We start from the raw sequence: 13,400 nt of genomic DNA on the forward strand, positions 1-13,400 counted from the left end.
AGCTAACTAAGATTAGGTGATTGCCGCCGGCTAGCGGCAAGGCCAACGATGCGCACGCAGCCGGGTCAAGCCGACCTTGCGCTGTCCGCCGGAGGGCGATGCATGTGATCGACATAGGCGAGCGACCTGCTCTCTTCCTCGGGACGGACGACGATATGGTTGGTCAGCGTCTTGCGGATCACCCGCTCCTCGGCAAGCAGGCTGCGAATGGTGCGGCCGAGATGGACGGGCGTGATACCGAGCATATCGGCGATCTCGGCCTGCGTCATGCCGCTCCGGGCGTTGTCATAGCGAAGCCCGGCCACGGCGTATTCGCTCTTCAGATCGAGCAGGAAATGCAGGAAACGTTCGGGCGCCTGGCCTACCACCAGCGTGCGCGTGCGTTGCGAGGCGCGCAGCGCGCGAGCGTGCTCGTGCCGCAGGATCGCCGTCTCGATTCCGGGCGTTTCCGCGAAGACTTCACGCAGCGCATCCTTGCCGAACAACGATACCGCCGTGCGCTTCTTGAACAGGATGTCGGAGCGGATCGGCGCGTCCTGATCGCGCGACCAGTTGCAGATCGCACCCGGACCGTAGATATCGCTGACATAGCGCCGGCCGTCGGGCATGATCTGAAAGCGGTAGGCGAAGCCCTCTTCGATCACCGCGATATTTTCGGCGACGTCGTCCTGCGACCAGATCGGCGTATCGACGGCAAAATTCCGCCGGCCAGTAAAGACCGCTTCGAATACGGACGGTTGCACACGCCGGTCGAACGCGTGAAGGCGGGTTACGAGTGCCGTCAGATCGGCCCGCGCATAATCGGCCCGGGGCGTGGTGGATCGCGGAAACAGCTGGGTCAGTTCGGTCATATAGTCACAAAACCCTAGCAGGTTTCACGGCAAATCAGTTCCATTTCCATACCTTTTCCGAAAAAAGCAATAAAGATATATTAGTGTATTCGAGATGAATGTGAATATCTGACCGTCATGCGCGCATTTTTCGTCACCTTCATATCGGTCATCGTTATTCTCTTGCCCGGCCGGGAGGCGAACCGCGTGGCGGGCCTGAAGGGTGCGGGCCTGGCGAGTGCGGCGCTGTGGTTCGCCGTCATGCTGTCCGCTACCGGCGGGGCGGCGCTGGCAGCGTGGGCAGGTCATCTTCTCGCTCCCTCCGCGCCCGCGCCGCTGACATCCTTGCTACTGGCGGCCGCGTTCGTGCTCGGCGGGGCCGAATTGCTGGCGGGCGTGACGGGAGACGCGGCAGGCTTGGCGATCGCGGCGAACGCGATGCTTCACGACGATGCGCTTCTGGCGGGTTTCGGCGGTGCGGCGGGTGCGTCTGCCGCGCTGGGAATAGCCGCGATGGCCGGACCGGACTGGGAGCGCATACCGCGACCCCGCATCGCCCGGTCCGTCGGGTTCGCACTGATGGCGGGCGGCGGCGTCACCGCGTTCCTGACGCTCTGAGGACCGAAATCATCTATCAAGGCGATTAGTGTGGCAGTCATATTAGGTGAAACCGATCACCGGTCCTGCCCATTGTCCAGATGAACCAGGCAAACGGGAAGGAAGGATATTTTCATGGCCGATACCGGCGATAATTCGAAGACCGAACTGATCGAGGGAATGAACGCCCTGCTGGCCGATCACATGGCGCTCTATTTCAAGACCAAGAACTTTCACTGGCACGTCACAGGTCCGCGCTTTCGCGACCTGCACCTGCTGTTCGACGAGCAGGCAGCGGAAATCCAGGGGCAGGTCGACGCGATCGCGGAGCGCGTGCGCAAAAACGATGCGATGACGCTGACCTCGATCGGCGCCATCGCGCGCTATACGCAGGTCGCGGATCAGGACGACACGACCCTGCCGCCCGATGCGATGGTGAAGGAATTGCGCGACGACAACCGCGCCGTGGTCGCCCGCCTCAAGGCACTCAAGGAACCGGCCGAGAAGGCTGGAGACAACGCCACCGACGGCCTGCTGGACGAGTGGACGGACATGGCGGAGGAGCGCGTGTGGTTTCTCAATTCCTTCCTCAAATAGTCTCGCCTCTCGCCAAGCCGCTGCGCAAACGCTAGCGCTGGCGGCATGGCAGAGATCGAAATCATCGAAGACGCTGCGGACGAGGAGATCGCGGATTTCCTCGTCCGTTCGCTGTCCGGCGCGCTGGCCGCGACGGATCAGCCCGTGGCCATCAGCGTACCGGGCGGGTCGACGCCGTTCCCCATACTCGAACTGGTGGCAAAGGCCGAAATCGACTGGGCGCGCGTCACCGTCTGGCCGGGAGACGACCGCGTGGTGCCCGAAGATCACGAGGCCAGCAATGCCGGGAAAATCCGCGCGCTGCTGGAACCCGCCGGGGCGGAGGTCGTGGCGCTGACCGTGATGGAGCAGGTGCCGCATTTCACGCTCGTGTGGCTCGGCATGGGGGCGGACGGGCACATTGCCTCGCTCTTTCCCAATACCGATCCACGCATCGACGATCCCGCCCCCGTCCGCCGCCTGACCCCCGACCCGTTGCCGCCCGAAGCGCCGTTCGACCGCATCACGCTGACCATGCCGAGCTTGCTCGATACCGACCTGTTGATGTTCGTCATCCGGGGCGGGGACAAGCGTGCCACGTTCGACGCTGCCGCCGCGGGGGAGAGCGACCTTCCGGTGGCGCGGCTGCTTGGCGCGGCGCGGCAGAAGGTGACATGCTTCACCTGATCCCCGCGCGCGCCCACCGCGCGCTCATGCCGCTGGCCCACCGGGTCAGGCGGACATGGCTGCGCTGGCGCAGGCCGCAGGTCGAAGGGGTCAGCGTGGTGATCGGCGACGGGGAAGGGCGCGTGCTGCTGGTGCGCCAGTCCTACGCTACGACAAAATGGCTGCTGCCCGCCGGGGGAAAGCGGCGCGGGGAAAGCGCCGAGGATGCTATCCGCCGCGAAATGCGCGAGGAGCTGGGTTGCGAACTCGCGCATCTTTCGCTGTTCGCCCGGCACGAGGACACGCTGCACGGCGCACCGAGCCGCACCTTCCTGTTCGCCGCCGAGGCCGCGAGCGAGGTTCGGCCCGACATGCGCGAAGTGATCGAGGCGCGGTTCTTCGCCCCGGGCGAGCTGCCAGATGCGCTCGAACGCCGGGTCCGCCCGCGACTGGCGATGCTGGAGGGCGAGCGATCAGAGCAGCGATAGCTGTGCCTCGTCACGCCGGCGGGGCGCATCCTCGCCTTCGCGTTCCAGATTGCTGAGCGTCAGCCCCATGAGGCGGATCGGCATGGGCAGCGGCAGCTCGTCTGCCAGGATCTCGTGCGCGATGGCGGAAAAGCGGGCCTTGTCGGTGACCGGCTGGCCGAGCGAGCGGGCGCGGGTGATGATCTGGAAATCGGTGAACTTCAGCTTCAGCGTGACCGTGCGCCCCTTCGCCTGCTTGCCCTCGATCCGCTCCCAGACGATGTCGACGATCCGGTCGAGCGTGTCGCGCAAGGCCTCGCCGGCGGAAATGTCCTCGCCGAAGGTTCGCTCTCCGCCGATGGATTTGCGGATGCGGTTGGTGCGGACCGGCCGGAGGTCGACGCCGCGCGCCGCGCGGTAGAGATAGTCCCCGAAACTCCCGAAATGTCGGTGCAGCCAGGCGAGATCCCGCTGTGCGAGGTCCGCACCTGTCTCTATGCCCAGCCGCGCCATCTTCTCCGCCCCCTTGGGACCGACGCCGTGAAACCGACGGATGGGCAGCGACTGCACGAAGGCCGCGCCCTCTCCGGGGCGGATAACGCAGATGCCGTCGGGCTTGTTCTGGTCGCTCGCCAGCTTGGCCAGGAACTTGTTGTAGCTGACCCCCGCGCTCGCCGTCAGCTGCGTCGTCTCGCGGATCGCGCGGCGGATCTCCTGCGCGATGCGCGTGGCAGAGCCGATCCCGTGAATGTCCTCGGTCACGTCGAGATAGGCTTCATCCAGGCTCAGCGGCTCGACATGCGGCGTATGGTGATGAAAGATCGCGCGGATCTGCTCGCTCACCTCGCGATAGACGTCGAAGCGGCTCTTGCAGAAGATGAGGTCGGGGCATTTGCGTCTGGCCGTGACGCTGGGCATGGCGGAGCGCACGCCGTAGGCACGCGCCTCGTAACTCGCCGCCGCCACCACGCCGCGCCCGCTCGATCCGCCCACCGCGACGGGCTTGCCGCGCAGGTCCGGATTGTCGCGCTGCTCCACGCTGGCGAAGAAGGCGTCCATGTCGACATGGATGATCTTGCGCAGGCCGGGTGCCTCGTCCTCCTCCTCCTGCCCGTCCGATTCTGCCGCGCGCTCGTTCATTGCGGGGGTCATGATAGCGGGGGAGGTTGCAAATCGGAACCTTTCGCGCCACCTGCCGCTTTGTGCAGATGCGAAGAGAAATCACCGGCAGCGGGCCCGACGAAACCCGACCCAGCGCCGCCGCCGCGCCCGCCCGCCGGCTGGGCGAGCGCGAACTGATCGCCATGATGGCCCTGCTGATGGCGCTCAACGCCCTCGGCATCGACGCCATTCTCCCCGCCCTTGACGAGCTGGCGCGCACGCTGGGCGCGGAAGGGAACAACCGCCAGTTCATCGTCGGCAGCTACCTGTTCGCGGTCGGTATCGGCAATCTGTGGCCGGGCGCCTTTGCCGACAGATTCGGGCGGCGGCCGATCCTGTTCGCCGGACTGGGCATCTACATCGCGCTGTCGCTGGCCTGCGTGTTCGTGACCGATTTTACCACGCTGATCGTGCTGCGCGCCGTTCAGGGGCTGGGCGCGGCAGCGATCATCGTGCTGCCGCCCGCAATCATCCGCGACCGGGTGGGCGGCGACAAGATGGCCCGGATGATGAGCCTGATCTTCGTGATCTTCCTGCTGGTGCCGGCCATCGCGCCGAGCATCGGGCAGGGTATTCTCGCGCTGTTCGGCAACTGGCGCTGGATCTTCGTCGCCACCGCCGCGGCGGCGAGCGCCATGGGGCTGTGGGTGTGGTTCCGCCTGCCCGAGACGCTGGACGAGAAGGACCGCCAGCCGATTCGTGTCGCGGTCATCGCGCGCAACATGCGCAAGGCGGTGACGTTGCGCACCACGGTGGGCTACACGCTCGGCAGCGCGCTGGTGTTCGGCGGGCTGTTCGGCTTCATCAACTCCAGTCAGCAACTGATTGGCGAGGCGTTCGGCGCCGGCGATGCCTTCCCGATGATTTTCGCCATCTGCGCGGGCTGCATGGCGGTGGCAAGCTGGTCCAATTCGCGCATCGTGGAACGCTACGGCGCCCGCCGGGTCAGCCACATCGCGCTGTTCGGCTTCATCATCGTCGCGGCCCTGCAATTGTGGTTCGCCAACCAGCCGGACGAAACGCTGTGGACCTTCGTGCCGCTGATGGCCGCCAATATGAGCCTGCTCGGATTCATAGGCGCCAATTTCGGCTCGATCGCGCTGCAACCCTTCAAGCAGATCGCCGGGGCCGCGTCCTCGGCCCAGGGCTTTCTGCGCATGTCGAGCGGCGCGGCGCTCGGCGCGGCGATCGGCTACGCCTATGACGGCACCGCGCGCCCGCTGGCCACCGCGCTGCTCGTGACCGCGACGCTCAGCCTGATCTTCGTGCTGTTTTCCGAACGCGGGGAACTGTTCGGTCCGCCGCGGCCCGAGGCCGAGTGACCGCCACCTTCGACATCGCCGTGATCGGCGGCGGTGTGAACGGCGCAGGCGTAGCGCGCGATGCTGCCGGGCGCGGGGCGAAGGTATTGCTGCTGGAAGCGGACGACCTGGCGAGCGGCACGTCGTCGAGGTCGAGCAAGCTCGTCCACGGCGGCCTGCGCTATCTCGAATACCGCGAATTCGCGCTGGTGCGCGAGGCGCTGGGGGAACGCGAGACGCTGTGGTCGATCGCACCGCACATCGTGTGGCCAATGCGCTTCGTGCTGCCGGTGACCCGGGGTATGCGCCCGCGCTGGATGCTGCGCGCCGGACTGTTCCTTTACGACAGGCTCGGCGGGAAGAGCGCCCTGCCGCCCGCGCGCCCGGTGAAGCTGGCCGATCATCCGGCCGGCGCGCATCTGGCGGGAGCGCCGCCGCGCGGCTTTGCCTATTCGGATTGTTGGGTCGACGATTCCCGGCTTGTCGTGCTGAACGCGAAGGACGCCGCCCGGCGTGGGGGCAGCGTGCTGACCCGCCGCCGCGTCACCGCCGCGCGCCGGGAGGGCGCAAGCTGGCGGATCGAGGCGGGCAGCGAAAGCTTCACCGCCCGCGCCATCGTCAATGCGGCGGGTCCGGCAGCCGACGATGTCGCGCTGTTGACCGGCGAACGCCCCGCTTTCGGGATTCGCCGCGTGCGCGGATCGCACATCGTGGTGCCGCGCCAGTTCGATCACGACTTCGCCTACATCCTGCAACTGCCCGACACGCGCGTGATGTTCGTCCTGCCCTACGAGCGCGACTTCACCCTGATTGGCACGACGGACGCCGATCACGAGGGCGAGCTTGGCGACGTGCGTGCCAGCGAGAGCGAGATCGCCTATCTGCTCACCGGTTTTCGCCGTCATTTCGATCTGCCCCTGCCGCGCGAGAAGGTGGTTCAGGCCTTTGCCGGCGTGCGCGCGCTCGTCGCCGACGGCACGGGCCGGCCCGAGGCGGCGACTCGCGGATACCGGCTGTCCCTGTCCGATCCGGGGGAGGGCGCGCCGATGCTTGGTATCTATGGCGGCAAGATCACCAGCTACCGCGCCGTGGCGCAGGAGTCTCTGGACATGCTGGCCGCCCGGCTCGATGGCTTGGCGCAGCAGCACTGGACCGGCGACGAACCGCTGCCCGGCGGCGACTTCGCGCGGGGCGGACAGCATCTGCTGGTGCGCGAACTGGCGGCGGAATATCCGTTCCTGTCGGGCGACGACGCGCTGCGCATCGCGCGCGCCTACGGCCTCGACGCGCTCGACTGGCTGGGCGGGGCGACAACGCGCGCCGATCTGGGCCGGGATTTCGGCTGCGGCCTGAGCGAGGCGGAAGTGGATTACCTGCGCCGCGAGGAATGGGCGCAAACCGCCGAGGACGTGCTCTGGCGACGGAGTAAGCTGGGCCTGCGGATGGATGCCGAACAGCGCGACGGATTGCGGGACTATCTGGGCGGATAGGTCCGCCCGGCGCGGGGACGGGGGCGCGCTACTTCGCCGCCTCGACCCGCACCAGCAGCGTCTCGACCTGCACCTGCGCGCCCTCGCTGGCCGACAGGTCCGCCACCACCCCGTCGAACGGTGCCGTCAACGCGTGTTCCATCTTCATCGCCTCGAGCACCAGCAGTCGCTGGCCTGCCTCCACCGTGTCGCCTTCGGCCACGTCCACCGACAGCACCTTGCCCGGCATCGGCGCCAGGATCGCGCCATCGCCCGCCGCCGCCGCGCCGCCGCCGCGCGCCTCCCGGGCGAACTCGAAGCTCTGCCCGTCAGCGAAGACGAGAGTCCGGGTATCCTCGACGAACCCGGTGGCGTGTGCCGCGTCGCGTTCACCCGTCACCGCCAGCGTCCGGCTCTCGCCCTTGTGGAACAGGGTCGCGGCTATGCGCGGATCGGCGTTCAGGCGGAAACCGCTGGCGGCGGGGGCGGTGTCGTCGATGGCGTCGAGCACGGTGAAATCGGCCGCAGCTTGCCAGATCGCGTCGTTGGGTTCGGCATCGCCGACCAACCGCTCCAGCTTGCGTTCGATGAAGCCGGTGTCCAGATGGCCCTCGAGGAAGTCGTCCTCCAGCAGCGCGTTGGCGAGGAAGGCGGCGTTGGTTTTCACCGGCCAGACTTCCACGCCCTCGCAGATGTCCGCCAGCGCCTCGACCGCATCCTCGCGCGTCTCGCGCCAGACCACCAGCTTGGCGATCATCGGGTCGTAGTCGGGGGAAATCGTGTCGCCCTCGCTCACGCCCGTCTCGATACGCCCTCTTGTGCCGAGGTCGAAATGATCGAGCGGGCCGGTCGAGGGCAGGAAGCCAGACGAAGGATCCTCGGCATACAGCCGCGCTTCGATGGCATGACCTTCGATGGCAAGGTCGTCCTGCGACAGCGGGATCGCCTCGCCCGCCGCCACGCGCAGCTGCCATTCCACCAGATCGACCCCGGTGATCTCCTCGGTGACGGGATGTTCGACCTGGAGCCGTGTGTTCATCTCCATGAAGAAGATGCGGTCCGCGCGCAGCCCTTCGCTGGCGTCGGCGATGAACTCGATCGTGCCCGCGCCCTCGTAATCGACCGCCTTGGCGGCGCGCACGGCGGCGGCGCAGATTTCCTCGCGCGTCGCCTCGTCCATGCCGGGGGCGGGGGCTTCCTCGATCACCTTCTGATGGCGGCGCTGGAGCGAGCAGTCGCGTTCGAACAGGTGCACGACGTTGCCGTGGCTGTCGCCGAACACCTGCACCTCGATATGGCGGGGCGAGGTGATCCACTTCTCGAGGATCACGTCGTCATTGCCGAAGCTGGCCTTGGCCTCGCGCCGGCAGGATTGCAGCGCGGCGTCGAAATCCGCGGCGGCATCGACCTTGCGCATTCCCTTGCCGCCGCCGCCCGCGACCGCCTTGATGAGTACCGGATAGCCGATCGCGTCGGCCTCCTGCTTCAGGCGCTCGGCGCTTTGGTCCTCGCCGTCATAGCCGGGGGTGACAGGCACGCCCGCCCCGCGCATCAGCTTCTTGGCGGCGTCCTTCAGCCCCATCGCGCGGATCGAGGAGGGCGGGGCGCCGACCCAGATCAGCCCCGCCTCCTGCACCGCCTCGGCGAACCCGGCGTTCTCCGACAGGAAGCCGTAGCCCGGATGGATCGCCTGCGCCCCGGTTTGCTTTGCGGCGGCGATGATCCTCTCGCCCACCAGATAGCTTTCGGCCGCGGGCGGGGGGCCGATATGCACGGCCTCGTCGGCGGAGCGGACATGCAGCGCGTTCGCGTCGGCATCGGAATGGACCGCGACCGTGGCGAGGCCCATCTTCCGGGCGGTGCGGATGATGCGGCAGGCGATCTCGCCGCGATTGGCAATCAGGAGCTTGTCGAACATCAATCCTCCTTGCGGCGCACGTCCTCGTCGCGCAAGGGGGTGTTCGGCACGCCCGCGACCGGGCCCGCCATCCGCGCCATGACGAGCAGCTTGCCGCGGTCCCATTCGGGCAGGCGCGCCGGCTCCCACGAGCCGGAAATTGCCTCGCGGAAGGCCGAGGCGACGTGGCCCAGCTTCTCGAAATAGCCGATATGCACGCGGTGGTCCCAGGCGAGTTCGGCCTGCTGCACCACCTCGCGCCCGATCGCGCCGTAGATGTTGGCCGCGGCCAGCACCGCCCAGCGCTGCCGGAAGGTCAGCCGCCCCGCGCCCAGCCGCGCCGCCGCCTCGTGCCGCTCCGCCATGGCGACGAGCCGGCGCACCAGCGTCACCAGCTCCTTGCGGTATCTCGGCTTCATATGCTGGCCGGGCGGGATGTCGTATTCGGCCAGCCATTCCTCGGGCAGATAGCACCGGCCCGCGGCGTCGTCCTCGGCGATGTCGCGGGCAATGTTGTTGAGCTGGAAGGACAGGCCGAGGTCGCAGGCGCGGTCGAGCGTATCGCCCGCGTCGGCCGGCACGCCCATGATGCGGGCCATCATCACCCCGACCGCCCCGGCCACATGGTAGCAATAGCGCATCATGTCGCCCTCGGTCCGCGGACGCCAGCCCGCCGCGTCGAGCGCGAAGCCGTCGATCACGTCATCCGCCATGTCGGGTGTCAGGCGCGCCTCGCTCGCCACCTGGCCCAGCGCGTCGAACGCGATGTCGGCGGTCGGCTGTCCGTCCATCGCCCGGTGCGTGAGGACGCGGATCGCCTCGACCCGGTCTTCCGGCGACGATCTCGACAGGTCGAGTTCCTCCGCGGGCCGCATTCCGTGGTCCTGCCCGTCGGCGATGTCGTCGCAGCGCCGGCACCAGGCGTAGAGCATGTGCGACCGGTCGCGCGTGTCCTTGTCGAACAGCATGGACGCGACGGTGAAACTCTTCGAGCCCTTGCGGATCGCTTCGCGACTGCGCCGCACCAGCGCCTCGCGCGAGCGGCCGCCGCCCATCTGGCGGGGCGTCATCTTCACCACCTGGCTGGCGACCAGCGGCCGGGGACGGACCTTCTTGACGCCCTTCTTCACAGTTCGCTCGCGCGCATCTGGGTGATCGTGGTGGCAGGTGTGTGGTCGGCCATGCGGCTCAGCAGTTCCTCGATAGTCTCGCCCACGATCATGATGCCGCGGTGTGCTTCCCTGACAAAGCCGGTTTCGGCCATATGCCGGTTAAAAGCCACGAGGCCGTCATAATATCCAAAAGCGTTCAACAAACCGACCGGCTTGGCGTGGTAGCCGAGCTGCGCCCAGCTGACCGCTTCCCACAATTCGTCCATTGTGCCCACGCCGCCGGGCAGGGTGACGAAGCCGTCCGACAGATCGGTGAAGGCCTGCTTGCGCTGGTGCATGGTCTGGACCACGTGCAGTTCGGTGCAGTCGCGATTGGCCACCTCCATGTCGACGAGCGCCTGCGGGATGACGCCGATCACTTCGCCGCCCGCAGCCAACGCCGCATTGGCGATGGCCCCCATCAGCCCGGCCTTGCCGCCGCCATAGACGACGCCGATGCCCCGTTCGGCCAGCGCTGCGCCGACCTCGCGCGCCAGTTCCATGTAGCGCGGATCGGCCGGCGTGGCGGAGCCGCAATAGATGGCGAGGCGGTTCACGCGCTCATGTCCTCGATCATCAGCCCTGCCGTCGCCTTGGCGCTGCCGACGACACCCGGAATGCCCGCGCCCGGATGCGTGCCCGCCCCCACGAGGTAGAAGTTTGAAATGACATCGTCGCGGTTGTGGCCGCGGAAGAAGGCGCTTTGCGTCAGCACCGGTTCCAGGCTGAAGGCGCTGCCCAGATGCGCGTTGAGATCGGCGTGGAAATCCTTGGGTGCGTAGTGGAACTTGGTCACGATGCGATCGTGAATATCGGGAATCAAGCGGCGTCCGACCTCGTCGAGGATGCGCTTTTCCAGCTCCGGTCCGACCGTGTCCCAGTCCACCGCCAGCTTGCCCATGTGGGCGACCGGCACCAGCGCGTAGAAGGTGCTCGTGCCCTCCGGCGCCATGCTCGGATCGGTCACGGTCGGGTGATGCAGGTAGATCGAGAAATCGGCCGGCAGGATGCCGTTGTCGTAAATGTCGTCGAGCAGCCCCCTGTAGCGCGGGCCGAACAGGATCATGTGATGCGGGATGCCGGGCCAGCTGCCCTCGACCCCGAAATGGACGACGAACAGACCGGGCGAAAAGCTCTTCTTCGCCAGTTTCCTGGCGTTGGACCTGCCCCGGTGACTGTCGCCCAGCAGATCGCGGTAGGAATGCACGATGTCGGCGTTGCTGGCGACCGCGTCGAAGCGCTCGGTCCACCCGCTTTCGCAATGCACGGCGCGGGCGCGCTTGCCTTCCGTTTCCACCCGCACCACCGGGTCGCCCACGCACATGGTGCCGCCCAGCCGCTCGAAATGGCGGACCATGCCGGCGATCAGGCGATTGGTGCCGCCCCGCGTCCACCACACGCCGCCGTCCTTTTCCAGCTTGTGGATGAGCGCGTAGATGCTGCTCGTCTTCATCGGATTACCGCCCACCAGCAGCGTGTGAAAGCTCAGCGCCTCGCGCAGCTTCTCGTTGCGGATGTATTTCGATACGATCGAATAGACGCTGCGCCATGCCTGGTGCTTCATCAGCGCGGGCGCGGCCTTTATCATGCTTTTGAAATCGAGGAACGGCACGGTCCCCAGCTTGACGTAGCCTTCCTGATGGACCTTCGCGCTGTAGTCGAGGAACGCCTCGTATCCGGCAATGTCGCCGGGATCGAGCTTGGCGATTTCCTTCCGCAGGTTTTCCTCGTCGTTCGAATAGTCGAAATTGGTGCCGTCGGGCCAGTTGAGCCGGTAGAACGGCGTGACGGGCATCAGTTCCAGATCCTCGTCCATGTCGCGCCCCGAGATCGCCCATAACTCGCGCAGGCAATCGGGATCGGTGACGACGGTGGGGCCGGCATCGAAGGTAAAACCCTCGCGCTCCCAGTAATAGGCGCGGCCGCCGGGCCTGTCGCGGCCTTCCACCACGGTGGTGGTGATACCGGCGGATTGCAGACGGATGGCGAGCGCCATGCCGCCGAAGCCTGCGCCGATCACGCAGGCGCGCTTGCCTTCTGGCGATGTCATTGGATGTCCTTCCGGTCTGGGGCGAGCGGGGTGGAGGGTCTGGCGGCGAGCGAGCGTATCGCGCGCCACATGGAAACGGGCGGCCGGCCGATCAGCACGCGCGCCTTGTCGGTGATGCGCGAACGGGCGGCGTAGAACCGTTCGATCAGCGGTTCGCGCAGGCGATAGAAACGCTGGAACACGCGGTAGCGCTCGGCCGGCTCGGCCGCGCCGAACAGCATCGCGCCCAGCAGCCGGTAGAACCCGGTGGTGCGCCAGTGACGACGGGCGTGCGCTTCCAGCAGGCGCGCCAGCTTGTCGCCCGGCAGATCGGCGTTAACCGCTACCACGCGGGCGATCCGCACTGCGATCGGCAGGGTATAGCTGGTAAGCGGATGGACGAAACCCCCGCGCGCCCCGGCGATGGCGACACCCGGAATGCGGACAGTGCGGCGATAGGCGTCGAAATCGCCACCGATGATAACCGGCAGGACGCCGGTTTCCGACCCCAGTTCCTGCCCCGCGATGGCGCGCGCACCGCACCACGCGTCGATCCGGCCTGACAGCACGGCGCGATCGAGGCGGGGGGCGTCGGCGTAATAGGTGTCCTCGACGAACAGTTCGTCCTCGCCCAGCGGCAGGGCATAGACGAAGCGGTACGCGCCGTCATCGCCCGCCGGCCCGACCTGATCCACGGTCGCGTCCATGATGATCGGGCGGTCCATACCGTGCGGCTTGTCCGTGCGCAGGCGGCGTCCCATGAACACCTGCCAGCCGCCGGTCAGATCCCCGGTCGGGCTGAAGCCGCGGCAGTCGATGACCGTGCGCGCGAGGATATGGCTGCCGTCGCGCAGCGTCACGCCGTCGCCGCCGATCTGGGCCACCTCGCTCCCGGTCAGGATCGTGCCGGGCGACAGTTCGCGCTCCAGCGTGGCGGCGAAATCCGCGCTCGCCAGGGACCGGTAGGATGCCCGGAGGGTTCGCGAATGATCGGGGAAGCACACGTCGTAGCCATCGTTCCAGCGTGCTGCCGGAAACCGCTCCATCAGCGCGGTGCCGGCGGGATCGAGATCGCTGGCGAACCAGCTCCAACGGTGGTTGCCGCCGAGCCGCGGACCCGCCTCGATCAGCCTAACGACCAGTTCCGGCCGATGCCAGGCGAGCGCCAGCGCGATCAACCCGCCCGACAGGCCGCCACCGACGATCGCGATATCGCAATCGCGTTTGGGGGGCGTGGCGGTTTCGGTCATCGTCTG

The 13,400-nt window shown here is 67.3% G+C and carries 13 protein-coding genes; 6 read left to right on the plus strand and 7 right to left on the minus strand.

What is annotated here, in order from left to right; genetic code table 11:
* Window positions 1-65: 65 nt before the first annotated feature.
* Window positions 66-851, minus strand: a complete 786-nt coding sequence (locus tag EG799_RS11520; protein ID WP_123881332.1) for a Crp/Fnr family transcriptional regulator — start codon at window positions 849-851, stop codon at window positions 66-68.
* Between the two features lie 117 nt (window positions 852-968).
* Here EG799_RS11520 and EG799_RS11525 point away from each other — a divergent pair, with 117 nt between their 5' ends.
* The 4 genes from EG799_RS11525 to EG799_RS11540 all read left to right on the plus strand — a co-directional run bounded on the left by EG799_RS11525 (window position 969) and on the right by EG799_RS11540 (window position 3,157).
* The gene (locus tag EG799_RS11525; RefSeq protein WP_123881334.1) at window positions 969-1,448 is read left to right on the plus strand and encodes a hypothetical protein; all 480 of its coding nucleotides are present in this window, start codon (window positions 969-971) and stop codon (window positions 1,446-1,448) included.
* 114 nt (window positions 1,449-1,562) lie between these two features.
* A complete protein-coding gene (locus EG799_RS11530; protein ID WP_123881336.1) occupies window positions 1,563-2,024 on the plus strand; it encodes a Dps family protein in 462 nt (153 codons plus the stop codon).
* Between the two features lie 45 nt (window positions 2,025-2,069).
* Window positions 2,070-2,690, plus strand: a complete 621-nt coding sequence (locus EG799_RS11535) for a 6-phosphogluconolactonase (protein WP_123881338.1) — start codon at window positions 2,070-2,072, stop codon at window positions 2,688-2,690.
* Window positions 2,678-3,157, plus strand: coding sequence for an NUDIX domain-containing protein (locus EG799_RS11540; RefSeq protein ID WP_123881340.1), 480 nt, complete (start codon window positions 2,678-2,680; stop codon window positions 3,155-3,157). The genes EG799_RS11535 and EG799_RS11540 overlap by 13 nt, the downstream gene beginning before the upstream one ends.
* Here the strand turns inward: EG799_RS11540 and dinB are convergent.
* Window positions 3,143-4,288 carry a DNA polymerase IV gene (dinB, locus tag EG799_RS11545; protein ID WP_407641228.1) on the minus strand — a complete coding sequence of 382 codons (1,146 nt, stop codon included), beginning with the start codon at window positions 4,286-4,288 and terminating at the stop codon, window positions 3,143-3,145. The two genes, EG799_RS11540 and dinB, sit on opposite strands and share 15 nt — an antisense overlap.
* 56 nt (window positions 4,289-4,344) lie before the next feature.
* On the opposite strand from dinB, the gene EG799_RS11550 reads away from it, so the two are divergent.
* Together EG799_RS11550 and EG799_RS11555 are read left to right on the plus strand one after the other, a co-directional pair.
* Complete coding sequence (locus tag EG799_RS11550) at window positions 4,345-5,619, plus strand: multidrug effflux MFS transporter (protein ID WP_123883089.1); 1,275 nt, start codon at window positions 4,345-4,347, stop codon at window positions 5,617-5,619.
* The gene (locus EG799_RS11555; RefSeq protein WP_123881342.1) at window positions 5,616-7,088 is read left to right on the plus strand and encodes a glycerol-3-phosphate dehydrogenase; all 1,473 of its coding nucleotides are present in this window, start codon (window positions 5,616-5,618) and stop codon (window positions 7,086-7,088) included. Before EG799_RS11550 ends, EG799_RS11555 begins: the two co-directional genes overlap by 4 nt.
* 28 nt (window positions 7,089-7,116) lie before the next feature.
* On the opposite strand, the gene EG799_RS11560 is transcribed toward EG799_RS11555, so the two are convergent.
* The 5 genes from EG799_RS11560 to crtY all read right to left on the minus strand — a co-directional run bounded on the left by EG799_RS11560 (window position 7,117) and on the right by crtY (window position 13,394).
* On the minus strand, window positions 7,117-8,985 hold the full coding sequence (locus EG799_RS11560; RefSeq protein ID WP_123881344.1) for an acetyl/propionyl/methylcrotonyl-CoA carboxylase subunit alpha: 1,869 nt from the start codon (window positions 8,983-8,985) through the stop codon (window positions 7,117-7,119).
* Complete coding sequence (locus tag EG799_RS11565) at window positions 8,985-10,019, minus strand: phytoene/squalene synthase family protein (RefSeq protein WP_181950927.1); 1,035 nt, start codon at window positions 10,017-10,019, stop codon at window positions 8,985-8,987. Before EG799_RS11565 ends, EG799_RS11560 begins: the two co-directional genes overlap by 1 nt.
* Window positions 10,020-10,090: 71 nt before the next feature.
* Window positions 10,091-10,672, minus strand: a complete 582-nt coding sequence (locus tag EG799_RS11570) for an LOG family protein (protein WP_123881346.1) — start codon at window positions 10,670-10,672, stop codon at window positions 10,091-10,093.
* Window positions 10,669-12,165, minus strand: coding sequence for a phytoene desaturase (locus EG799_RS11575; protein ID WP_123881348.1), 1,497 nt, complete (start codon window positions 12,163-12,165; stop codon window positions 10,669-10,671). Before EG799_RS11575 ends, EG799_RS11570 begins: the two co-directional genes overlap by 4 nt.
* Entirely contained in the window at window positions 12,162-13,394 is a 1,233-nt protein-coding gene (gene crtY / locus EG799_RS11580) for a lycopene beta-cyclase CrtY (protein WP_123881350.1), read from the minus strand. The genes EG799_RS11575 and crtY overlap by 4 nt, the downstream gene beginning before the upstream one ends.
* Window positions 13,395-13,400 lie beyond the last annotated feature (6 nt).

The sequence above is a fragment of the Aurantiacibacter spongiae genome (assembly GCF_003815535.1).
Classification (GTDB): Bacteria; Pseudomonadota; Alphaproteobacteria; order Sphingomonadales; family Sphingomonadaceae; genus Alteraurantiacibacter; species Alteraurantiacibacter spongiae.

Bases quoted from the DNA above. Each gene is read 5' to 3' on its own strand.
- EG799_RS11520 (WP_123881332.1), bottom strand. From the start codon at position 851: ATGACCGAACTGACCCAGCTGTTTCCGCGATCCACCACGCCCCGGGCC.
- EG799_RS11525 (WP_123881334.1), top strand. From the start codon at position 969: ATGCGCGCATTTTTCGTCACCTTCATATCGGTCATCGTTATTCTCTTG.
- EG799_RS11530 (WP_123881336.1), top strand. From the start codon at position 1,563: ATGGCCGATACCGGCGATAATTCGAAGACCGAACTGATCGAGGGAATG.
- EG799_RS11535 (WP_123881338.1), top strand. From the start codon at position 2,070: ATGGCAGAGATCGAAATCATCGAAGACGCTGCGGACGAGGAGATCGCG.
- EG799_RS11540 (WP_123881340.1), top strand. From the start codon at position 2,678: ATGCTTCACCTGATCCCCGCGCGCGCCCACCGCGCGCTCATGCCGCTG.
- dinB (WP_407641228.1), bottom strand. From the start codon at position 4,288: ATGACCCCCGCAATGAACGAGCGCGCGGCAGAATCGGACGGGCAGGAG.
- EG799_RS11550 (WP_123883089.1), top strand. From the start codon at position 4,345: ATGCGAAGAGAAATCACCGGCAGCGGGCCCGACGAAACCCGACCCAGC.
- EG799_RS11560 (WP_123881344.1), bottom strand. From the start codon at position 8,985: ATGTTCGACAAGCTCCTGATTGCCAATCGCGGCGAGATCGCCTGCCGC.
- EG799_RS11565 (WP_181950927.1), bottom strand. From the start codon at position 10,019: ATGGGCGGCGGCCGCTCGCGCGAGGCGCTGGTGCGGCGCAGTCGCGAA.
- EG799_RS11575 (WP_123881348.1), bottom strand. From the start codon at position 12,165: ATGACATCGCCAGAAGGCAAGCGCGCCTGCGTGATCGGCGCAGGCTTC.
- crtY (WP_123881350.1), bottom strand. From the start codon at position 13,394: ATGACCGAAACCGCCACGCCCCCCAAACGCGATTGCGATATCGCGATC.